Genomic DNA, 23041 nt, shown 5'->3' with positions numbered 1-23041 from the left:
GATTTTTAAAATATAAATTACAAACCTGACAGATCTTCAAGACCTGTCAGGTTTTTTTAGTTAATGAATAACGTTGATGAAACCACTTAGTGCACAGGAATTACATAATTTGGCCATGAATATCGTTGGAAGGCAACTTCAGGCCGAAGGATATGAGTTTATGGGGGTGAATAGTAAACCCAAAAAAAATCCCCAATTCGTTTGCTTAAAGGATAAGGAACTTCATTTTATCGTGGTGCGGAATGTGGAGCATCCCCAAGACCCACGAAAATACGATGTTGCTTTAATGGAAAGAATGAAAGACCATGCCCTAAGCCAAAAAGGAAAATTATACTATGCAGGTGTTGGACTCTACAATGCCAAGGACCGAAATTTACCCGTATACTTAAATGAGGAATATATTGTCGATTATGAAGGACTTATTGAATTTTAAAGAAAAAGGATTGAAGGTAGGTGTTGTTATGTGTATGGTGATGGTTGTCCTGTCCTGTGCCGATACGCCAAGAAACTTGGTTAAGAATTCCAATGCAGGGGGAGCTTTGGGAACGTCCTATAGCATCACGTATATTGCGGATAGGGAGTTGGATTACCAGCACGCCATCGATTCGGTTTTCAATGTTGTCAATCATTCGTTGTCAACCTATATCCCAACGTCTGATATTTCTAGGATCAATCAAGGGGATGACGACGTGACCGTTGACGCTATGTTCCAAGAGGTTTTTAAGCTCTCAAAGGAAGTTTACGAACACACCGAGGGTTATTTTGATCCAACCGTGGGTATTATGGTTAATGCTTGGGGCTTTGGTCCAGGAAAAAAGGTGGCGATGGACAGCCTTAAGGTCGATAGCCTGATGCAATATGTTGGCCTCCCCAAGGTTAATCTAACAGCTGACAATAAGATCCAAAAGGAATATGCGAATACCTATTTGGATTTCAATGCCATAGCCAAAGGGTATGCCATTGACCGATTGGCGAGAATGATGGACCAAAAGGGTATTGAGGATTATCTTTTGGAAGTAGGGGGCGAACTCGTTGGGAAAGGTATTAATCAAATAAAACAGAAACCTTGGGTGGTTGGTATCGATGATCCCCAGATTGGGTTGGGTCGAAAATTGAAAATCCTGATACAGTTAAAGAATAAGGCCTTGGCCTCTTCAGGAAACTATCGAAAGTTTAGGATTGATTCGCTTACCGGAAAAAAATATGTGCATACCATTGATCCCAAAACGGGATATACGAAGAATGCCAGTACCTTGGGTGTGACCGTACTTGCGAATTCATGCGCCGTTGCCGATGCTTATGCAACGGCCTTCATGGCGATGGATTTGGAGAAGACCAAGGCGATATTGGCTACAAGGAAGGAATTGGAGGCTTATGTCGTTTATCTTGATGAAGAGGGGCAAACCAAGGAGTATATGACCGATGGCTTTACGAAGTTGGTTGTGGACTAGGGCTTTCGAACGAAAGGAATTATTTCAGTGGCCGCCAATCGATACCGGTCTATTTCCTCTGGAGAAAGGTTTTTGTTATAAGCTACCTCCTTTACTTCAAATCCTATGTTCCGAAGTTTGTCAAAATAATCCCTGCCATAGATGCGCACATGATCGTATTGTCCAAATATTCGGGCCCGTTCCTTTCGGTCTGTAATACTATCGTCCTCAAAGGTGTGTTGCCTGTTTAGGTCTTGTGGTATTTGAAAGATTCCCCATCCCCCGGGTTTGAGGACCCGGTATAATTCCTGCATCGCTTTTTCGTCATCGGGAATATGTTCCAAAACATGGTTGCATAGAATGACATCATAGGTGTTATCGGCAAAGGGTAGATTGCAGATATCGGCTTCAACATCGGCCAAGGGGGAGTTAAGGTCCGTAGTCGTGTAATCTAGGTTCCCCAGGTTTCTAAAGCGTTTGTAAAAGGCCTGTTCCGGGGCAAAGTGCAATACTTTCAGGTGTTCCGTAAAAAAATCGGTTTCCTTTTGTAGAAACAGCCACAATAGGCGATGGCGTTCCAAGGATAGGGTAGAGGGAGACAGCACATTGTCCCTTGGGCTTTCATAGCCATAAGGTAAAAAAGTCCTAAACCGTTTACCGTCGATAGGATCGGTATATTTATTTCCGCGAAGCCAAAGGGCCATAACAGGCCTGATCCAGTAACTCACTTTTATAAGCAAGGGTCTTGGAATGGCATTTAGGAAATATTTAAATACTTTTTTCATGTATCATCCCTGCTCCATTTATCCTGCCTTTCTTTAAAAAGCGAATCGGTTATAGCCGGCTATAATTGAATTTCCTTTTGATGGAATTCATCTTCTTCGTCACTTTCAATACCCAAGGCATCATAAATATATTTGAAAGTGGAAAGTAATTCCGGTTTTCCGTTAACAATGGCAACATCATGCTCAAAATGCGCACTGGGTTTGCCATCTGCGGTGAGAATGGTCCATCCGTCTTTCAGTTGATTTATTCTTTTTGTGCCCATATTGGTCATAGGTTCGATCGCAACAACCATACCTTCAACAAATTTTTTGCCACGGCCCCTTCTACCGTAATTCGGCATTTCAGGGTCTTCATGCATTTTTTGTCCAAGACCGTGGCCTACAAGCTCACGTACCACGCCATACCCATGCGCTTCGGTGAATTTTTGAATAGCGTAACCTACATCCCCAACGCGGTTGCCAACTTTAAATTCTTTGATTCCTATGTACAAGGACTGCTTTGTGACTTCGAGTAACTTTTTAACTTCAGGAGTAACTTCCCCTACCTCAAAAGTATAGGCGTGATCACCATGATAGTTATTTTTAAAGGCGCCGCAATCAATTGAAATTATATCGCCTTCGACTAGTGGTGTAGCATTCGGAATGCCATGTACCACTTGGGCATTCGGACTCATGCATAGTGAATTCGGAAAATCATATAGTCCTAAAAAACCGGGGACGGCTCCATGGTCTCTAATAAAATCCTCTGCTAATTTATCTAAATACAATGTTGTTACTCCGGGCTTTACCTCTGATGCGAGCATCCCAAGAGTTTTGGAAACGATTAATGCACTTTCCCGCATTAACTCTATTTCTTCGGGTGTTTTAACTATAATCATAAGATGCAAAGGTAAATATTTACTTTGAGGCTAGGAAGCTTAAAGAGGTCAATCTATAAGGTTTTTGAAATGTTTTAATGCAGGCTTTTAAAGTACTCAAAAGCCAATAATAGACGGGAACCATACCAGGAGAAATATTCACCATCCACAAGAAGGCCCTTTCCTTTAATACCGGTATTTTCCAAATCATTGATATGTTGCTCTTTAAAAGGAAAAGGTTCTGAAGAAAGTAGGGCCATGTCTACTTCGGTGTTATTTAATAGATTGTCGTCAATTGTCGGGTATCGAGGGTTTTCGGGGCTCATATTGATAAAGCCATTCAATTGGAGTAAAGCATCTATGAAAGTCCCTTTTCCCGCAAGCATCCATGGTTTTTTCCAAATAAAATAGAGTACTTTTTTTTGGGGTTTATGTTCAATGAAGGTTTTAAAACTTTTTTGTTTTCGTTCAATCCCAGAAACTAAAATTTCTGATTTTTCGGCACAATTGAACAAGGTTCCGTATTGTTTTATTAAGTGTAGGGCGTTTTTGATATTGTTTACTTCAGAGACGTGGACTGCGTATTTTTTTTCGAGGGTCTCCACAATTTCCTTTGTGTTTTCTTCTTTGTTACAAAGGATAATATTGGGGTTTAATTCAGCAATCTTATCAAAGGAAACTTTTTTGGTTCCCCCAACAATGGTTTTCGTTTTTTTTAAGTAAGCTGGATGAACACAGAATTTAGTGATTCCCACTATATATTCTTCAAGACCTAAATCTACAAGTAATTCAGTTTCTGAGGGAACTAGGGATATAATACGAAAAGGCCAACTAGGTAAAACCGTAGTTCTTCCAAGTTGGTCTTTTATTCTATTGTGCATTTATACGTAGTATTTTAAACCAATGACGCTCTTGTCATGGCTTCTGGCTGTGCAACACCTATCATTTTTAAAATGGTTGGTGCAACATCACCTAAAACACCATCTTTTATTTCTTTTATATCCTTATCAATTAAAATTACAGGAACAGGATTTGTGGTATGTGCCGTATTCGGGGAACCATCAGGGTTGATCATCGTTTCACAATTGCCATGGTCAGCAATCAATATGGTCGAGTACCCATTTTCCAGGCCTGTTTCAATGACCTCCTTAGCGCAGATATCCACAGCTTCACAAGCTTTAATGGCAGCCTCCATAATACCGGTGTGACCTACCATATCACCATTAGCAAAATTGAGACATACAAAATCAGCTTCTTGCTTCTTTAATTCTTCCACCAAAGCATCTTTTAATTCAAAAGCGCTCATCTCGGGCTTTAAGTCGTAGGTGGCTACTTTAGGTGAGTTTCTTAGAATTCTACTTTCACCTTCAAAAGGCTCTTCCCTTCCTCCTGAGAAAAAGAAAGTTACATGGGGATATTTTTCTGTCTCTGCTATTCTAATTTGTTTTTTACCAGCTTTGGATAATACTTCACCAATCGTTTCAGTGATATTATCCTTATTGAAAATAACACGGATACCTTTAAAACTATCATCATAGTTTGTCATGGTAACATAGTATAATTTTCGTTTTGTTGTATTGTACTCAGGAAAATCGTTTTGGGACAACATATTGGTCAATTCCCTTCCACGATCTGTCCTAAAATTGAAAAAGATGATAACATCGTCTTCTTCTACGATACCATTTTTATCGGCAACCAATGGTTTAATGAACTCATCGGTAACTCCATTGGCATAGTTGGCTTCTATACTTGCAACCACATTATCGGTGGTGTCACCAATTCCATTGGCAATTACATCATAAGCCAGTTTTACCCTTTCCCATCGATTATCACGATCCATAGCATAATAGCGACCTGTCACTGTGGCAATTTTACCTGTTGTTTTTGCCATATGGTCTTCTAAATCGGCAACAAATGAAGCTCCTGATTTTGGGTCTACATCCCTACCATCCGTAAAGGCATGTACGAATACATTGTCGAGGTTGTTGTCCTTTGCGGCACTTAATAAGCCTTTTAAATGGCTAATGTGCGAATGAACACCGCCATTGCTCAATAATCCTAGGAAATGTACTTTTTTATGGTTTGTTTTCGCATAGTTGAATGCATCAACCAAGACTTTTTCGTCCTTTAAAGTGTCGTTTTCAATCGCAAGATTAATCCGGGTTAGTTCTTGATAAACAATTCTTCCGGCACCTAAATTCATATGACCAACTTCACTGTTTCCCATTTGGCCTTCTGGCAGCCCCACATTCAACCCATCTGTACGTAATGCTGCATTAGGGTATTTAGTATATAAACTGTCTATAAAAGGAGTGTTTGCGTTGTCAATTGCTGAAACTTTTGGATCTGGGGATGTTCCCCAACCATCCAAAATCATTAAGATTACTTTTTTGTTCATGATGTATGATTTCGTTCTGCAAAAATACGGCGTTCCAATAAGTTTAACTAGTTATTTCAGGGGCTTTTTTTAACATTGTACACCGATGATGTTCGTGTGGTCATCAATAATCAAAATGTTAAAATTTCGTTATTTAACAGTTGAAGCTGAAACAATTTTCATCATTGTGGGTCTCTTTAATAGTAATATAAATTAATCATCAATCGTTACTGGGGACTACCCGGTAAAAAAAACAATCATCATGAGAAAAACAATTTTAATTGCTGCCGCTGCTTTTATGCTCGCGGCTCCTGCTATGATGGCAAACCATCATAACACAAATCGGAATTCGAATGTGCACCTTATTTCGGTTAAAAATTCCGAAATCAATTCTTTTTGTAAGGCTATTATGAAAGGGGATCTGGACCTAGTGAAAAAGTTAATTGCAATGGGGGAGGATGTTAACCAAAAATCATTGGGTATGACCCCGGCTATGTTCGCTGCCCGCTATAACAAGGTTGGGATATTGAGACTTTTGATTGCCAATAAGGCGGATTTGAGCATCAAAAGCAATAAAGGGCATACCATTACCCAAATAGCACAATTTTCCAATGCCAAGGAGGCCTTGGAGGTGCTCAATGCCGAAATGCAAAGTTGAGGAATCGTTTATCCTATAAAAAAAACCATCCCGCCAGGCGGGATGGTTTTTTTATTCACTTCAAATAGTGTTCAAGTAAAAGAGTGAATCTTCGAAGTTTAAAAATCGAAACCTGTAGCTACCCTATAGATAAAAGCATAGAAAGCCATAGTCAACATTAAAACGCAGAAAATGAAATACGCTTTTAGGAGTAATACTACAAAATCAGGTTTGCAATTCTCAAAAGCTTCGGTGTAAATGTTCTTAAAATGTAATAGTGTTCCCATATAGTTTTGCTTAAGTGATAATAAATCAAAGCTATAAGGGTTAAATCTGAGGCGATATAAAGATTTATGGGAAAACCAAAGATACTAAAATAAAGCGTAAATCAAACAGGATAATGTTAATTTTGGAAAAGACTATCCGCCATATTTGGTTATGGCCTCCCGTATTTTTTCTATACGGTTTTCAGGGTCAGGGTGGGAGCTTTGGAATTCAGGCACACGATTGGGGCCTGCAGCTGCTTTTAAAATTTTCATGACCTCGATCATTTCCATCGGGTCATAGCCGGCATTTATCATGAAAAGAACGCCAAGTTCATCACTTTCAAGCTCATCGCCACGGCCATTTTTCAATAGGGTATTCTGTCCTATACTGCCAACGATATTACCTGCATCCGCACCCACCGAGGCTCCCATGGTAATGGTTTGCCAAAAACTGCTCTCCGCAATGCGCTCTGCGGAATGCCTGCCGATGACATGTCCTATTTCATGACCAAGGACACCCGCCAATTGAGCTTCGTTCAGTTGTGAAAATAGGGCATAGGTAATAAAGACCTGACCACCGGGTAGGGCGAAGGCATTTATGGTTTGATCATCTGCCAATAAGTGGAAATCATATTCATAAGGGGTTTCCCGGGCGATGCTGTTATCGACTAATTTTTCACCTACAAAATCCACAAAGGACTGTAGGCGCTCATCAGGATATAGTCCACCGTGTTGTTGGGCTATTTCAGGAGCACTTTGCACGCCAATGGCGATTTCCTGCTCAGAGGTCATGTTGATGGTCTGTTCCCTGCCGGTATATGGGTTTTCTTCCTTATTGCTGCATCTCTGGATAAAGGCAAAAGCCACAATGGCCAAGCCGATGAATATCCTGATTTTCCAACTGCCTCTTCTCATGGTTAGTAGTGTTCAGTGTTGGCCCAATATATAAAAAACCTAAAGAAGTGCGGTATTTATGTCCAAAATATTATTTTGGAAGTAATTTTTGATGAAACGGGAGGTGAAATGCTCACTGCCATAGTACGTCTCATCACGCATTAATTGAACTAAATTCAACCTACGGTAAGCCGTTAGCATGGGTATGGAAATGGGCGCGTAACTGTAATGCCATGGTTCGTATTTAAACCCTCTGCGTTTGGGGTCCTTGGTATATACCAAATGGAAATCAAATTTTTCGGAGTTCCCATCCATCCACTTTTTAAAATCCTCAAAAGGCCCACCGGCTTCAAATTTTTCGGGAACCAAGACATCACCATTGGTCTTTCGGTATCCATCAATAACATCGATGTCTGTCCCCCAATGATGCCTACTGGTACCGGGAATGGTCGAATACGTTATGATCTTTTCAATGGCATCGAGCGGATTCATACCTTGATCTTCAGTGTACTTGATATATTTTCGCTCCCATATCAATTCCTGACGATCGAAACTGCGATAGCTGGAAACTATTTTCAAATCTATTCCATCACTGTAAGCAGCTTTTTTCATGGCCAAAAAGGAGTCATGGGCTTCCTTTCTAAGGTTTATTCCTTTACCAAAGAGTTCTATATCCGCTTTTCCCATTAATTCCAATACTGAAAATTCGAATTCACGGTCTTTGGCAACCATTAGTGATGGTGCCAAGGCCAAGGCCAATCCAGAAACGCTACTTTTTTTTATGAATGATCTTCTTTTCATGCTTTTTTGATTTAATCCAAGGTGTTTTTTGAAAGGCTATTTGCAAATATGTTGCCATTCTATACCTATAACGTAATTTATCACGATTTGATGTTTTAAAAGGCTAGACCTTTTTTATTTTTTAAGTATACCGGTGATTTTCAATGCCCTAAAATTAAACAAATCGTAGGTGTTCTTCCAAAACCCCACCTTGATGTAGGCATTTATTCGATCTTTGTCAATGTATGATTATTGTTTCAGGGAAAGATATAGATATCCTTGGTGGCGCTGTTTTAGATCATGCATGGTAATGATATAGAAATAAATACCCGTGGCCAATCCTTTATCACGGGAAATTACCGATGCTCTATTCGAAGTACCATTGAACTCATTGTTGTAGTCTTCCTTGGAATAGACCAGTACTCCGTATCTATTGAATATCTGTAAGGAATTGTTGGGTGAAACCTCAAGCCCATCAAGGACCAAATAATCGTTTTTACCATCCCCGTTCGGGGTCATATAATAATTATCAAGTTCAACGGTGTCAAATTTTTCCACGATGTCCGCATTACCGCCCAAGGTCAATATTTCATAGTCATTGGGTAGGAAAGGTTCGGAGGTGACCGATCCCCGTACAAGGCCTCCTTCAACATTGGTGTTTCCCAGGTTTACCCATTCGTCCTGTTCTTTGCTCCAGCCCACAACCTTAAGGTCACCAAGAAATTCTGCCAAGGAACCAATATTGCTATATTCATCCCAGGTTAGGGTTACGGTGGTCAATACCTCGCCTTCCAAATGCCAATATTCCTTATCGCTTACCGACATATACTCGGAGGCAATTTTCTCGGTTTCAAAACTCTTTGCAAAAACGGAAGGGGAATTGGGATCTTCAAAAAAATAGGCACATTTAACGAGTGGATCGACTTCATCGGAAGTGATGCTTAAAGGCCTGAGTCTTTCAGCATCTCCCACGGGAAAGGTAAAGCTGTCTTTATTGGTAAAGGCGGCATATCCATCGATTAGGGATACGTCATTCTCACCCACATAGAAGGCATTTTCCATGAAATTGGTAAATACATCGGCGTTGATCCTTGGGGTGATAACGTCACCAACGACCAAGTTTACATTGTTGGTCACATCTATTTGGGTGTTTAAATACAAACCGTTGTCCACGGCGATTTCGGCATCGTAGAATACCGGAATACGACTACCGGAAACGATAATCGATTTGTCAAAACCATAAAAACCTACCAACCCTGAATTTTGGTCAAAGTCGCCGTCATTGATCAGATCCATATGAAAACCGACCATGGTTGAACCATGTATTTGCATGGAACCATAGTTATGCACGGCATCTTGGCCAATAATAGCATGTAAAGAAAAAAATAATACTATAAATACCGAAATTCTCATGTACTTACTTTATTTTGTTGATTATGAAGTTGGAAGTACCAGTTCCGGATAAATAAACATTCCCACTTTTTCCTACTCTATCTGCATTGATGGTGATAACATCATTGGTATTTAATTGTAATATTTCATTAATAGCAATAGATGGTAATAACTTATTACTTTCTTTTAGAAAACCTGTTGCCCCGACGGCACCTACCGGCGATCCATTAATTTCTATTCTAAAAGTTACGCTTGTTTTATCTTTAACCGCGTAAAGGGCAAGATTGGATCTAATATCATACCTACCGGCCTCCTTCACCATTAATTCATTGCCAGTTACTTGATATAAATTGTTGTCATCATTATAATCTTCATTGCCAAAAATAGGCACTAAAGTATTATCGTTATTTAAATTAGTTGAAGTATCGGTGTTTGTCCATCTTGCTCCTTGATTTATTTTCAAATAAGCCCCTCCATCGGTTCCGACCGTAATAATATTGTCGGCATCGGTAGAGACCATTGTTGAAGCTGATGCGCTTGTGTCAGAACCTGAAATCGAATGCCATGAACTACCATCACTTTGTATTTGTATGGCGGAATTTGATGGGATCTTGTTCGCGTTGGTTCCGGTATTGTCCAGGTAATTCGAGATGCTAACAGCACTACCATAGGTGTTTTTGATAATATAGGTTCTACCCTCGCAGGAATTGGCTGCGGGGAGCGTAACACTGCTGTTTGAAGTAATGATAAGCGTATGGTGTGTTTCATCCAAGGTTAAACTTGAGCTCGGGGAGGTAATGGCCGTTGCGACCGATCCATTGACTTCCAAGGTTGAATTGGCCAATTGCCCCGTATTGATGCCTACCCTGGGTAAGGCATTCTGACTGTCCGCACTTCCTTGGATCCTAAATAGTTCCTTGGTCAGTTGGTCCCTATAATCATAACGTTTGAAGATAAAGGGCTCTGCTCCATCATCCCCAATTATAAATTCCATGATCCCTGCATTGGAAACACCAGCGGAACCAAGTTCGAAAAAATCAGTACTTGCCGCACTTCCTTTTAACCTGAAGTTACCATTAGAGTCGGTAAAGAACATGGGTTTGTAAAAATCGGCGGCATCTGCCTGAAATTGTAAGGCTGAGGTTCCGTTGTTCCCTTTAACGTAGGTCAGGTATTGGTCATTGTCATTGTAATCCGGATACGATTGGGTAAGGCCCAAGGTTTGTCTTCTGCCGAATTGCAGTAGGCTAATATTGTTGGATTTTATATCCATCCCCACATCATTCGTTGTACCGAGAAAAGAACCTGAGGATGAGGTGTTTCCATTTTGAAGCCAATTGGAGTTTGCTGTTTTTACCCATGAGGAACCAGTATAAACGTATATTTCATGGGTATCCGTATTATAAAGCATTTGCCCTTCTTCCATTCCGGAAATGGCATTGATCTCGGCAGTTGTCCCTTTGGTAAGACCGAATAAAAGACCGCTTTCAATCTGCCCATAGGAAAAACCGGTTATGAGAAGTAAGGTAAAAAGTAGAAATTGTTTTTTCATATTCTTATTATAAATCTAAAATGGTAAACATAAATTCTGAATCAAATCGACTTCTGTCCGTACCCCCATTGTCATTGTCCCCAATGATAACCTCAAAACTTGTTGCGGTTTGGTTGGAGTAGGAGATACCTGGATCGTCATTTCCGACCCCGCCTCTACCGGGTTGGGTCAATTGAATGATATAGTCTGCATCGGATACTGAGCCCGTTGGCAATGTTACCCGGTAATAACCCTTACTTATTCTTGTAACGGAAACACCTGGAGTTGCTTTGGTAACCGTACCGGTAGAGCTGATTTTGCCAATTGCCTTAATGGGATTATAACTGTCTACCCATTCTGTGCCCGTTGCCGTGGAGCTGAGGACTTGACCCGTTGTGCCTGCAGAATCGTTACTATCCAATACGGCCCCTTCCAATTCCAAGGTTTCGTTCACTGTAACTTTGGTTTCACCCGATGCTTCATTGATTTCCAAAGCCTCGGTTCCACCAACAGTGAAGCCAATTCTATCTGCTCCAGGACTGTAAACTCCTGTATCGGAATCATCCGAGAACCTGTATGATGGTAGCCCAACAGTTCCATCGGAGTTGTTTAAGCCACTGGTTCGCGTTGCTCCGTTTACCGTTAGTTTATTTGTTCCTGATAAAGGATTACCTATACTTAATCTATTATCGGAGGCATCCCAAAATAGTTGTGAGTTGTTTTCTGTTGGTTTTCCGTCCGATCCTGCGAAAAATATAGAACCTGTTGTGCCGCTATGCGCTAAATCCGATAGAGGAACATCTAAATCGCTATTGGAATCCGATATTCTTAAATAATCGGTACCGGAAACAGTTACGGTAGAAAAACTGGTATTTGTTTCATTTGTGATACTTCCATCAACTTCGGTGAAATTATTAAAAATACCATAAGGGGAGGTTGAAGATCCATCACCTGTAACAAGTATATTGGAATCCCCTGCAACAATTTTGGTTTCAGTACCATCCGCATGTAAGGATGATAAATTTGCTACCCTGGTCGTTGCATCATTTTCAATTCCCAATAATAATTCAAAAGTTGAGCCATTAAAAGCGAATAATTCAACTTGTTGGTCATCCGAAGAAACTAAACCAGATAAATCCACTTGATTCGTGCCAGTAGCGGGATTGGTAAGTGTAAGTATATTTGAAGCATCCAATTTTAAATCTGATAGTTCGTTCGTTGCACTTTTATCATTATCCAATGCTTCAGAAGCCGCAATCGCTGTGCTGACTTGTGCATCGGTAGCAAATGTACCATCCAAGTTAACTGTTCGGTCAGAAAGGCCATCCCGAATTAGAGACAATTCTAGAAAGGTTCCGTTCAAGGCAAATTTATCGGGATATTGATTGTCAGAACTTACGGAACTTAAATTTACGGATTTATTTGATGCTCCATCTTGTTCTAGCGTTAAGGTAGTTCCGTCAAAGGATAAGGCGGTAACCGATTCATTACCTATTACTTGATCTTTATCCAAAGTTTCTGAAGCTGTAATCGCTGTGCTGATCTGTGTACTTACTTGTGCATCGGTAGCAAAAGTACCATCCAAGTTAACGGTTCGATCCGAAAGTCCATCCCGAATTAAGGATAATTCCAGAAAAGTTCCATTCAATGCAAATTTATCTGGATATTGATTATCCGAAGAAACAAAACCGGATAAATCCACTTGATTCGAGCCAGTGGCAGGATTCGTAAGTGTAAGTATATTCGAAGCATCCAATTTTAAATCTGATAGTTCGTTCGTAGCACTCAAATCCCCATCGGCCGTGTTGTGTGCGGTGATGGCTGCGGCATTGTTTGCAATGTCGGAATCGTTGGAGGTTATCGCCGCTTTATTGGCAGCGATGTCTGTTTCGTTTACACCAATCTCACTTGTGTTCGTGGTTATCGCAGCAGTGTTGTTTGCGATGTCGGAATCGTTGGAGGTTATTGCCGCTTTATTGGTAGCGATGTCTGTTTTGTTTACGCCAATCTCACTTGTGTTGGTAGTTATTTTAGAAGTATTGTTTGCGATGTCGGAATCGTTGGAGGTTATTGCCGCTTTATTGGTAGCGATGTTTGTTTCGTTTACGCCAATCTCACTTGTGTTGGTCGTTATTTTAGAAGTATTGTTTGCGATGTCCGTATCATTGGAACTGATATTGGTAGTGTTCTGGTCCACTTCAGCTTGAAGGGCAGTATCGTCATAGGCAAGTCCACCGATGTTGACGGACTTGTCACCACCAAGGTCGGTCACGGTCAGGTTGGTCCCGTCAAAGGAAACCCCGGTATTGAATTCGTTTGTGGCATCATTATCTAAATTCGCAGGTGCATTGATCAAATCATTATAGTCACCACTGAAGTCATCCGTAGCATCCGTATCCAGATTCGGGAACTCTGTATTGACAGCCGTTGCGACTTCCGCCTCGGTCAGTTGGGTATCGTCATCACCATCGGCGATATCGGCCGGAATATTGTTTAAGCTGGTCCACTCCCCATCGAAGTCGTCTGTACTATCGGTATCCAAGTTTGTTGGAACGTTGGTCAAATCATTAAAGTCACCACTAAAGTCATCGGTACTATCGGTATCCAAGTTTGCAGGGACATCGGTAAGATTGTTGAAGCTGCCATCAAAGTCATCCGTAGCATCCGTATCCAGATTCGGGAATTCGGTATTGACAGCCGTTGCCACTTGGGCATTGGTCAATTGGGTATCGTCATCACCATCGGCGATATCGGCAGGAATGTTGTTCAAGCTGGTCCACTCCCCATCAAAATCATCAGTGGAATCGGTGTCCAAGTTTGCAGGGACATCGGTAAGATTGTTGAAGCTGCCATCAAAATCATCCGTAGCATCCGTATCCAAATTTGGGAACTGGTTGTTTACCGCCGTTGCCACTTCCGCCTCGGTCAATTGGGTGTCGTCATCACCATCAGCGATATCCGCTGGAATGTTGTTTAAGCTGGTCCATTCCCCATCAAAGTCGTCGGTGGAATCGGTATCCAAGTTTGTAGGGACATCGGTAAGATTGTTGAAGCTGCCATCAAAATCATCGGTAGCATCCGTATCCAGATTCGGGAACTGGTTGTTCACGGCTGTTGCGACTTCCGCCTCGGTCAATTGGGTATCGTCATCACCGTCAGCGATATCCGCTGGAATATTGTTCAAGCTGGTCCACTCCCCATCAAAGTCGTCGGTGGAATCGGTATCCAAGTTTGCAGGGACACCTGTAATATTGCCCCATTCCGGATTCACTTCGGAGTCGTTTACGGAAAATTCCGTTCCAGTAAGGTCTACACCTGTACCGGCAGTGTACGTTGTATCGTCATCACCATCAGCGATATCCGCTGGAATATTGTTCAGGCTGGTCCATTCCCCATCAAAGTCGTCGGTGGAATCGGTATCCAAGTTTGTAGGGACATCGGTAAGATTGTTGAAGCTGCCATCAAAATCATCGGTAGCATCCGTATCCAAATTCGGGAACTGGTTGTTCACCGCTGTTGCGACTTCTCCTTCGGTCAATTGTGTATTGTCATCACCGTCAGCGATATCCGCTGGAATGTTGTTTAAGCTGGACCATTCCCCATCGAAGTCGTCTGTACTATCGGTATCCAAGTTTGCTGGAACGTTGGTCAAATCATTAAAGTCACCACTAAAATCATCAGTGGAGTCGGTATCCAAATTAGCAGGGACATCGGTAAGATTGTTGAAGCTGCCATCAAAATCATCCGTAGCATCCGTATCCAAGTTCGGGAACTGGTTGTTCACCGCCGTTGCCACTTCCCCTTCGGTCAATTGTGTATCGTCATCACCATCAGCGATATCGGCTGGAATATTGTTCAAGCTGGTCCATTCCCCGTCAAAGTCGTCAGTGGAATCGGTATCCAAGTTTGCAGGGACATCGGTAAGATTGTTGAAGCTGCCATCAAAGTCATCGGTAGCATCCGTATCCAGATTTGGGAACTCTGTATTGACAGCCGTTGCCACTTGGGCATTGGTCAATTGGGTATCGTCATCACCATCAGCGATATCCGCTGGAATATTGTTCAAGCTGGACCATTCCCCATCAAAGTCGTCGGTGGAATCGGTATCCAAGTTTGCAGGAACATCGGTAAGATTGTTGAAGCTGCCATCAAAATCATCGGTAGCATCCGTATCCAGATTCGGGAACTCTGTATTGACGGCCGTTGCCACCTGGGCATTGGTCAATTGGGTGTCGTCATCACCATCAGCGATATCCGCTGGAATGTTGTTTAAGCTGGTCCATTCCCCGTCAAAGTCGTCTGTACTATCGGTATCCAAGTTTGCTGGAACGTTGGTCAAATCATTAAAGTCACCACTAAAATCATCAGTGGAATCGGTATCCAAGTTTGCAGGAACATCGGTAAGATTGTTGAAGCTGCCATCAAAATCATCGGTAGCATCCGTATCCAAATTCGGGAACTGGTTGTTCACCGCTGTTGCCACTTCCGCCTCGGTCAACTGTGTATCGTCATCACCATCGGCGATATCGGCTGGAATGTTGTTTATGCTGGTCCATTCCCCATCAAAATCATCAGTGGAATCGGTGTCCAAATTAGCAGGGACATCGGTAAGATTGTTGAAGCTGCCATCAAAATCATCGGTAGCATCCGTATCCAAGTTCGGGAATTCGGTATTGACAGCTGTTGCCACTTGGGCATTGGTCAATTGTGTATCGTCATCACCATCATCCAATCCTGTTGGTCTGTTGGCTAAACTTGTCCATTCCCCGTCAAAGTCATCAGTGGAATCGGTATCCAAATTTGCTGGAACGTTGGTCAAATCATTAAAGTCACCACTAAAGTCATCGGTACTATCGGTATCCAAGTTTGCAGGGACATCGGTAAGATTGTTGAAGCTGCCATCAAAATCATCGGTAGCATCCGTATCCAAATTCGGGAACTGGTTGTTCACCGCTGTTGCGACTTCTCCTTCGGTCAATTGGGTGTTGTCATCACCATCGGCGATATCCGCTGGAATGTTGTTCAAGCTGGTCCATTCCCCGTCAAAGTCGTCAGTGGAATCGGTATCCAAATTAGCAGGGACATCGGTAAGATTGTTGAAGCTGCCATCAAAGTCATCGGTAGCATCCGTATCCAGATTTGGGAACTCTGTATTGACAGCCGTTGCCACTTGGGCATTGGTCAATTGGGTATCGTCATCACCATCAGCGATATCCGCTGGAATATTGTTCAAGCTGGACCATTCCCCGTCAAAGTCGTCGGTGGAATCGGTGTCCAAATTAGCAGGGACATCGGTAAGATTGTTGAAGCTGCCATCGAAATCATCGGTAGCATCCGTATCCAAATTCGGGAACTGGTTGTTCACCGCTGTTGCGACTTCTCCTTCGGTCAATTGTGTATTGTCATCACCGTCAGCGATATCCGCTGGAATGTTGTTTAAGCTGGACCATTCCCCATTGAAGTCGTCTGTACTATCGGTATCCAAGTTTGCTGGAACGTTGGTCAAATCATTAAAGTCACCACTAAAATCATCAGTGGAGTCGGTATCCAAATTCACAGGGACATCCGCCAAGTCGTTAAAACTTCCGCTAAAGTCGTCTGTACTATCGGTGTCCAAGTTTGCAGGGACATCGGTAAGATTGTTAAAGCTGCCATCGAAATCATCCGTAGCATCCGTATCCAGATTTGGGAACTGGTTGTTCACCGCCGTTGCCACTTCCGCCTCGGTCAATTGGGTATCGTCATCACCGTCAGCGATATCCGCTGGAATGTTGTTTAAGCTGGACCATTCCCCGTCAAAGTCGTCGGTGGAGTCGGTGTCCAAATTAGCAGGGACATCGGTAAGATTGTTGAAGCTGCCATCAAAATCATCGGTAGCATCCGTATCCAGATTCGGGAACTGGTTGTTCACCGCTGTTGCGACTTCCCCTTCGGTCAATTGGGTATCGTCATCACCATCATCCAATCCTGTTGGTCTGTTGGCTAAACTTGTCCATTCCCCGTCAAAGTCGTCTGTACTATCGGTATCCAAGTTTGCAGGGACATCGGTAAGATTGTTGAAACTGCCATCAAAATCATCGGTAGCATCCGTATCCAAATTCGGGAACTGGTTGTTCACCGCTGTTGCGACTTCCGCCTCGGTCAGTTGGGTATTGTCATCACCGTCAGCGATATCGGCTGGAATATTGTTCAAGCTGGTCCATTCCCCATCAAAATCATCCGTAGCATCCTTATCCAAATTTGGGAATTCGGTATTGACAGCCGTTGCCACTTGGGCATTGGTCAGTTGGGTATCGTCATCACCATCGGCGATATCGGCTGGAATGTTGTTTAAGTTGGACCATTCCCCATCGAAGTCATCAGTAGAATCGGTATCCAAGTTTGCAGGGACATCGGTAAGATTGTTGAAGCTGCCATCAAAATCATCCGTAGCATCCGTATCCAAGTTCGGGAACTGGTTGTTCACCGCCGTTGCGACTTCCCCTTCGGTCAATTGTGTATCGTCATCACCATCAGCGATATCGGCTGGAATATTGTTCAAGCTGGTCCATTCCCCGTCAAAGTCGTCAGTGGAATCGGTATCCAAGTTTGCAGGGACATCGGTAAGATTGTTGAAGCTGCCATCAAAGTCATCGGTAGCATCCGTATCCAGATTTGGGAACTCTGTATTGACAGCCGTTGCCACTTGGGCATTGGTCAATTGTGTATCGTCATCACCGTCGGCGATATCGGCAGGAATGTTGTTTAAGCTGGACCATTCCCCATCGAAGTCATCAGTAGAATCGGTATCCAAGTTTGCTGGAACGTTGGTCAGATCATTGAAGTCACCACTAAAATCATCAGTGGAATCGGTATCCAAATTAGCAGGGACATCGGTAAGATTGTTGAAGCTGCCATCAAAATCATCCGTAGCATCCGTATCCAAGTTCGGGAACTGGTTGTTCACCGCCGTTGCCACTTCCCCTTCGGTCAATTGTGTATCGTCATCACCATCAGCGATATCGGCTGGAATATTGTTCAAGCTGGTCCATTCCCCGTCAAAGTCGTCTGTACTATCGGTATCCAAGTTTGCTGGAACGTTGGTCAGATCATTGAAGTCACCACTAAAATCATCAGTGGAATCGGTATCCAAATTAGCAGGGACATCGGTAAGATTGTTGAAGCTGCCATCAAAATCATCGGTAGCATCCGTATCCAAATTCGGGAACTGGTTGTTCACCGCTGTTGCGACTTCTCCTTCGGTCAATTGGGTGTTGTCATCACCATCGGCGATATCCGCTGGAATGTTGTTCAAGCTGGTCCATTCCCCGTCAAAGTCGTCAGTGGAATCGGTATCCAAATTAGCAGGGACATCGGTAAGATTGTTGAAGCTGCCATCAAAGTCATCGGTAGCATCCGTATCCAGATTTGGGAACTCTGTATTGACAGCCGTTGCCACTTGGGCATTGGTCAATTGGGTATCGTCATCACCATCAGCGATATCCGCTGGAATATTGTTCAAGCTGGACCATTCCCCATCAAAGTCGTCGGTGGAATCGGTATCCAAGTTTGCAGGAACATCGGTAAGATTGTTGAAGCTGCCATCAAAATCATCGGTAGCATCCGTATCCAGATTCGGGAACTCTGTATTGACGGCCGTTGCCACCTGGGCATTGGTCAATTGGGTATCGTCATCACCATCGGCGATATCGGCTGGAATATTGTTTAAGCTGGTCCATTCCCCATCAAAATCATCAGTGGAATCGGTATCCAAGTTTGCAGGGACACCTGTAATATTGCCCCATTCCGGATTCACTTCGGAGTCGTTTACGGAAAATTCCGTTCCAGTAAGGTCTAAACCTGTACCGGCAGTGTACGTTGTATCGTCATCACCATCAGCGATATCCGCTGGAATGTTGTTCAAGCTGGTCCATTCCCCATCGAAATCATCGGTGGAGTCGGTATCCAAGTTTGCAGGAACATCGGTAAGGTTGTTGAAGCTGCCATCAAAATCATCCGTAGCATCCGTATCCAGATTCGGGAACTCTGTATTGACAGCCGTTGCCACTTGGGCATTGGTCAGTTGGGTATCGTCATCACCATCGGCGATATCGGCTGGAATGTTGTTTAAGCTGGACCATTCCCCGTCAAAATCATCGGTAGCATCCGTATCCAAATTCGGGAACTGGTTGTTCACCGCCGTTGCCACTTCCCCTTCGGTCAATTGGGTATCGTCATCACCGTCGGCGATATCGGCTGGAATGTTGTTTAAGCTGGTCCATTCCCCATCAAAGTCGTCGGTGGAATCGGTATCCAAATTAGCAGGGACATCGGTAAGATTGTTGAAGCTGCCATCAAAGTCATCGGTAGCATCCGTATCCAAGTTCGGGAATTCGGTATTGACAGCCGTTGCCACTTGGGCATTGGTCAGTTGGGTATCGTCATCACCATCGGCGATATCGGCTGGAATGTTGTTTAAGCTGGACCATTCCCCGTCAAAGTCGTCTGTAGCATCCGTATCCAGATTTGGGAATTGGTTGTTCACCGCCGTTGCCACTTCCCCTTCGGTCAATTGGGTATCGTCATCACCGTCGGCGATATCGGCTGGAATGTTGTTTAAGCTGGTCCATTCCCCATCAAAGTCGTCGGTGGAATCGGTATCCAAATTAGCAGGGACATCGGTAAGATTGTTGAAGCTGCCATCAAAGTCATCGGTAGCATCCGTATCCAAGTTCGGGAATTCGGTATTGACAGCCGTTGCCACTTGGGCATTGGTCAGTTGGGTATCGTCATCACCATCGGCGATATCGGCTGGAATGTTGTTTAAGCTGGACCATTCCCCGTCAAAGTCGTCTGTAGCATCCGTATCCAGATTTGGGAATTGGTTGTTCACCGCCGTTGCCACTTCCCCTTCGGTCAATTGCGTATTGTCATCACCATCAGCGATATCAGCTGGAATGTTGTTTAAGCTGGTCCATTCCCCATTAAAATCATCGGTACTATCGGTATCCAAGTTTGCAGGAACATCGGTAAGATTGTTGAAGCTGCCATCAAAGTCATCGGTAGCATCCGTATCCAGATTTGGGAACTCTGTATTGACAGCCGTTGCCACCTGGGCATTGGTCAATTGGGTATCGTCATCACCATCAGCGATATCGGCAGGAATGTTGTTTAAGCTGGTCCATTCCCCATCAAAGTCATCCGTAGCATCCGTATCGAAACCAGAAAGGTCCACGACCGTTGCATCAGGGTCATTGCTCAAGGAAATGACACCTCCTGTATATTGTAAATCCTGTATTTCATTTCCTGCGTCCGCATCGGCATCGTCCACATTCAAGGTAATCGTATTTCCCCCAACAATTCCAATATTCCCTGAAGAACCATCCGTCGTTATATCCGGATTGCCCCCACCGGCACTAAACGTGGTGTGCGCTCCGCGTTCATTCGTATAGGTAAAGGTTCCGTCGAAATTGTTGATTAGGGTAGTAGGGGTTTCCTCAGCCCCGTAGAAGGTAATCGGACTTCCGCTTCCATTGTTGAACGTAAAGGTTCCGTTGCCATTATCAATCACTGTAGCACTGCTTGTACCGGCAGTGCTTCCCGAGTTACAAAGGTTGTTCCACTGCGCTCCATCGTAATAATGGATGCATTGGGTGTCGATGTTGTAGACCATGGCCCCGTTCAATGGGGTAATGCCCTGCATCTGCACCGTAGAGAGCCGTGTTAATACCAAAGCCTTGTCCGTGCTTTCGAGTTCCATAATGGAGGACGGATCTATAACACTTGGTTTTTCCCCTATTTTTACCTGGCCCAACGCAAACTGTGCGCCGAATAGGAGTAGTAGGAGGGTGATTTTCTTAAAATTCATTCCGATGGAGTTTTGGGGTACTTTGTTAATCGTTCAAAAATAATCCTAAGGACTCCCGAAATGGAATATATGTTGTCAGGTACGGGGAATATGTTGTGAAAGGCAAGTAGGCTCGGTTTTAATCGATAAAAGGAACCATTCGTCGAAACAAGATAGTGTATCGTAAATGATTGAAAATGTGCGTGTTATTGTATTGTAATGGATTGCACAGGATAATTCCCTAAAAACAAGTCAAATACATCGTTTTTACAAGGAAATCACTTACAAAACATGGGTGGTAGTCCAAATAGGATCGGAAAGTGGCGTTTTTGGGATGTCCGGTTAGGCCCGTTAAAGGTGTGTGATTTTTTGTAAGTGACTGAATACTATAGTGTTATTCGTAAATCGATTTAACGGGTCAAATAGAGGAAGCCCTGAAAATCCAACCCCAGGTCATCCATGGTCACGATATAGAAATAGACATCGGCCGGAAGGCCTTGTTCCCGGTCAATGACAAAATTACTCACGTTGGAGTAGCCCTTGAACTGATCCGTATAATTCTCCTGCTCAAAAACCAGGGAACCGAAACGGTTGTAGATCTTCAGATGGTTGTTGGGGGAGAGCTCCAACAGTTCGGGAATCATAAGTATATCGTTGATACCGTCCCCATTGGCCGAAACGATATAGTTTTCCAGATCCAGAAAATCCTCGGGTACATCCAAGGTCCCGAAGGTAATGGCCTCATAATCATCGGGAATAAAACTTTCGGAGGAGGCAAAACCTGAGGTCAGTTCCCCCACACCGGCCGTGGGGCCCAAGGGCACCCATTGTTTTTCCGCCTTGCTCCAACCGACGACCATAAGGTTGGCCACCTCTTCGGTAAGGGCGGCAATATTGCTGCGTTCGTTCCAGCTGATGCTGACAATGGAGGGAATGTTACCTTCCAATCGCCAGAATTCCACACCGGTTACCCCGCCCAGTTCCCGTGAGGCTATGCTGGGGTCAAAACTGTCGTCAATGGAAGTCGGATTCCCCGGGTTCTCGAAAAAATAGGCACATTTGGCCAAAGGGTTTTCGCTTTCCGATTGCAGGATCAACGGCCGCAATTGTACACCGTCACCAATCGGGAAGGTGAAATTCGCTTGTTGGGTCACGGCGGCATACCCATCTACCTGCGATATATCGCTATCGCCCACATAAAAGGCATTCTGTAAAAAGTTATAGTAGACGTCGGACTGGTTTCGCACCGTAAGGAAGTCGCCGACGACAAAATTGGTGTTGTTTAGGTTGTTGATCCCCGTTTGCAGCAATACCCCGGTAGGGTTGGCGATTTCCATGTCGTAAAAGGTAGGCGCAAAGGCCCCCGAAACATAGATTTGGTCATTGCCGTAAAACCCGGCCAGCCCTTGGTTCTCGTCAAAGGCGGCATCGTTGATCAGGTCGGTATGAAAACCGAGTTGCCCTTGGTCGTGGATGCGGATGTTACCACTGTTGTACAGGGCGGTCTGGGCATGGCCCAACACCCCGAACAGGAAAAACGATATATGGAATAGGTTTTTCATATTTTAAAAGTCTGTCACTGTAAAGAACCATATTGCATCAGTTGGTAAACCAGCCAAATCCTCAATTTGAACACTGAAGTTACCTGAGTTTTGATTTGTAACATATATGGATTTACCTGGGCTTGATACAGTTAATTGAATCACATAGTTTGCAGAACTTGCTGCAGAGGAAAAATTAACTTGATAATTGCCTGGACCTATATTTATTATGCCGGAAATATTCGTAGAATTATCAATTGCAGTAATATTTATTTTCCCTAAAGCATGAAATGGACTTACTGTAGTTGGATCGGTCCATTGTGCCACCCCAGCGACTGTTGTCAGGATTTCGCCATTGGTAGTCGATGGATTGATCTTGGCCTCTGTAACATTTGCATCCGCAATATCTTCTGATAGGATTGTACCGTTCAATATCTCGTCCGTAGTTATGGCTCCTGTGTTGATGTCGTCGGCGATAATGGTGTTCGGTGCAATCTTGGCGGATGTTACCGCATCATCAGCAATATCCTCAGCTAGGATTGTACCGTTCAATATCTCATCCGTCGTTACCGCTCCTGTGTTGATATCGTCCGCGATAATGGTATTTAGCGCGATTTTGGAAGATGTGATTGCATCGTCGGCGATATCTAAAGGTGTACCAGCCTGTCCATTGCCGTCAATTGCCGTAGTGGTAAGAACTACGCCTGCCGTTGGGGCTGTCCATT

At 43.5% G+C, this 23041-nt stretch carries 15 protein-coding genes; 3 read left to right on the top strand and 12 right to left on the bottom strand.

What is annotated here, in order from left to right:
- Positions 1–76 precede the first annotated feature (76 nt).
- Together HPE56_RS11835 and HPE56_RS11830 are read left to right on the top strand one after the other, a co-directional pair.
- Positions 77–433, top strand: a complete 357-nt coding sequence (locus HPE56_RS11835; protein WP_188243976.1) for a Na(+)-translocating NADH-quinone reductase subunit F — start codon at positions 77–79, stop codon at positions 431–433.
- On the top strand, positions 411–1451 hold the full coding sequence (locus HPE56_RS11830; protein WP_188243975.1) for an FAD:protein FMN transferase: 1041 nt from the start codon (positions 411–413) through the stop codon (positions 1449–1451). The genes HPE56_RS11835 and HPE56_RS11830 overlap by 23 nt, the downstream gene beginning before the upstream one ends.
- On the opposite strand, the gene HPE56_RS11825 is transcribed toward HPE56_RS11830, so the two are convergent.
- The 4 genes from HPE56_RS11825 to gpmI all read right to left on the bottom strand — a co-directional run bounded on the left by HPE56_RS11825 (position 1448) and on the right by gpmI (position 5470).
- Positions 1448–2215, bottom strand: coding sequence for a class I SAM-dependent methyltransferase (locus tag HPE56_RS11825; RefSeq protein ID WP_188243974.1), 768 nt, complete (start codon positions 2213–2215; stop codon positions 1448–1450). The two genes, HPE56_RS11830 and HPE56_RS11825, sit on opposite strands and share 4 nt — an antisense overlap.
- Before the next feature lie 59 nt (positions 2216–2274).
- The gene (map, locus tag HPE56_RS11820; RefSeq protein WP_188243973.1) at positions 2275–3093 is read right to left on the bottom strand and encodes a type I methionyl aminopeptidase; all 819 of its coding nucleotides are present in this window, start codon (positions 3091–3093) and stop codon (positions 2275–2277) included.
- Positions 3094–3167: 74 nt separating this feature from the next.
- A complete protein-coding gene (locus HPE56_RS11815) occupies positions 3168–3953 on the bottom strand; it encodes an ABC transporter substrate-binding protein (protein WP_188243972.1) in 786 nt (261 codons plus the stop codon).
- 14 nt (positions 3954–3967) lie between these two features.
- Positions 3968–5470 (bottom strand): 2,3-bisphosphoglycerate-independent phosphoglycerate mutase, encoded by a 1503-nt coding sequence (gpmI, locus tag HPE56_RS11810; protein ID WP_188243971.1) that lies wholly within the window; start codon positions 5468–5470, stop codon positions 3968–3970.
- Between the two features lie 241 nt (positions 5471–5711).
- Here gpmI and HPE56_RS11805 point away from each other — a divergent pair, with 241 nt between their 5' ends.
- Positions 5712–6107 (top strand): ankyrin repeat domain-containing protein, encoded by a 396-nt coding sequence (locus tag HPE56_RS11805; RefSeq protein WP_188243970.1) that lies wholly within the window; start codon positions 5712–5714, stop codon positions 6105–6107.
- A gap of 98 nt (positions 6108–6205) precedes the next feature.
- Here the strand turns inward: HPE56_RS11805 and HPE56_RS11800 are convergent, their stop codons facing one another.
- The 8 genes from HPE56_RS11800 to HPE56_RS11765 all read right to left on the bottom strand — a co-directional run.
- The gene (locus tag HPE56_RS11800) at positions 6206–6373 is read right to left on the bottom strand and encodes a DUF6747 family protein (RefSeq protein WP_170117868.1); all 168 of its coding nucleotides are present in this window, start codon (positions 6371–6373) and stop codon (positions 6206–6208) included.
- 132 nt (positions 6374–6505) lie between these two features.
- The gene (locus tag HPE56_RS11795; RefSeq protein WP_188243969.1) at positions 6506–7267 is read right to left on the bottom strand and encodes a M48 family metalloprotease; all 762 of its coding nucleotides are present in this window, start codon (positions 7265–7267) and stop codon (positions 6506–6508) included.
- 39 nt (positions 7268–7306) lie between these two features.
- On the bottom strand, positions 7307–8047 hold the full coding sequence (locus tag HPE56_RS11790) for a M15 family metallopeptidase (RefSeq protein WP_188243968.1): 741 nt from the start codon (positions 8045–8047) through the stop codon (positions 7307–7309).
- 228 nt (positions 8048–8275) lie between these two features.
- The gene (locus tag HPE56_RS11785) at positions 8276–9439 is read right to left on the bottom strand and encodes a gliding motility-associated C-terminal domain-containing protein (protein WP_223170286.1); all 1164 of its coding nucleotides are present in this window, start codon (positions 9437–9439) and stop codon (positions 8276–8278) included.
- A 4-nt stretch (positions 9440–9443) separates the two neighbouring features.
- Positions 9444–10970: a hypothetical protein gene (locus tag HPE56_RS11780; protein WP_188243967.1), complete on the bottom strand. Its 1527-nt coding sequence runs from the start codon at positions 10968–10970 to the stop codon at positions 9444–9446.
- 7 nt (positions 10971–10977) lie between these two features.
- Positions 10978–20796: a beta strand repeat-containing protein gene (locus HPE56_RS11775; protein ID WP_188243966.1), complete on the bottom strand. Its 9819-nt coding sequence runs from the start codon at positions 20794–20796 to the stop codon at positions 10978–10980.
- A gap of 389 nt (positions 20797–21185) precedes the next feature.
- On the bottom strand, positions 21186–22337 hold the full coding sequence (locus tag HPE56_RS11770) for a gliding motility-associated C-terminal domain-containing protein (RefSeq protein ID WP_188243965.1): 1152 nt from the start codon (positions 22335–22337) through the stop codon (positions 21186–21188).
- Positions 22338–22340: 3 nt separating this feature from the next.
- A partial coding sequence (locus HPE56_RS11765) for a hypothetical protein (RefSeq protein WP_394355050.1) occupies positions 22341–23041 on the bottom strand: 701 nt, incomplete at its 5' end.

Origin of the sequence: Maribacter aquimaris, assembly GCF_014596745.1 — a bacterium.
Classification (GTDB): Bacteria; Bacteroidota; Bacteroidia; order Flavobacteriales; family Flavobacteriaceae; genus Maribacter_A; species Maribacter_A aquimaris.
The sequence above is the reverse complement of the archived record's forward strand: the minus strand, read 5'-3'. Positions and strand labels throughout refer to the sequence as shown.

Excerpts from the sequence above, each read along its gene's own strand:
- HPE56_RS11770 (WP_188243965.1), bottom strand. The coding sequence starts at position 22,337 with ATGAAAAACCTATTCCATATATCGTTTTTCCTGTTCGGGGTGTTGGGC.
- HPE56_RS11785 (WP_223170286.1), bottom strand. The coding sequence starts at position 9,439 with ATGAGAATTTCGGTATTTATAGTATTATTTTTTTCTTTACATGCTATT.
- HPE56_RS11800 (WP_170117868.1), bottom strand. The coding sequence starts at position 6,373 with ATGGGAACACTATTACATTTTAAGAACATTTACACCGAAGCTTTTGAG.
- HPE56_RS11775 (WP_188243966.1), bottom strand. The coding sequence starts at position 20,796 with ATGAATTTTAAGAAAATCACCCTCCTACTACTCCTATTCGGCGCACAG.
- HPE56_RS11795 (WP_188243969.1), bottom strand. The coding sequence starts at position 7,267 with ATGAGAAGAGGCAGTTGGAAAATCAGGATATTCATCGGCTTGGCCATT.
- HPE56_RS11815 (WP_188243972.1), bottom strand. The coding sequence starts at position 3,953 with ATGCACAATAGAATAAAAGACCAACTTGGAAGAACTACGGTTTTACCT.
- HPE56_RS11835 (WP_188243976.1), top strand. The coding sequence starts at position 77 with ATGAAACCACTTAGTGCACAGGAATTACATAATTTGGCCATGAATATC.
- map (WP_188243973.1), bottom strand. The coding sequence starts at position 3,093 with ATGATTATAGTTAAAACACCCGAAGAAATAGAGTTAATGCGGGAAAGT.
- HPE56_RS11790 (WP_188243968.1), bottom strand. The coding sequence starts at position 8,047 with ATGAAAAGAAGATCATTCATAAAAAAAAGTAGCGTTTCTGGATTGGCC.
- HPE56_RS11825 (WP_188243974.1), bottom strand. The coding sequence starts at position 2,215 with ATGAAAAAAGTATTTAAATATTTCCTAAATGCCATTCCAAGACCCTTG.
- gpmI (WP_188243971.1), bottom strand. The coding sequence starts at position 5,470 with ATGAACAAAAAAGTAATCTTAATGATTTTGGATGGTTGGGGAACATCC.
- HPE56_RS11830 (WP_188243975.1), top strand. The coding sequence starts at position 411 with ATGAAGGACTTATTGAATTTTAAAGAAAAAGGATTGAAGGTAGGTGTT.
- HPE56_RS11805 (WP_188243970.1), top strand. The coding sequence starts at position 5,712 with ATGAGAAAAACAATTTTAATTGCTGCCGCTGCTTTTATGCTCGCGGCT.
- HPE56_RS11780 (WP_188243967.1), bottom strand. The coding sequence starts at position 10,970 with ATGAAAAAACAATTTCTACTTTTTACCTTACTTCTCATAACCGGTTTT.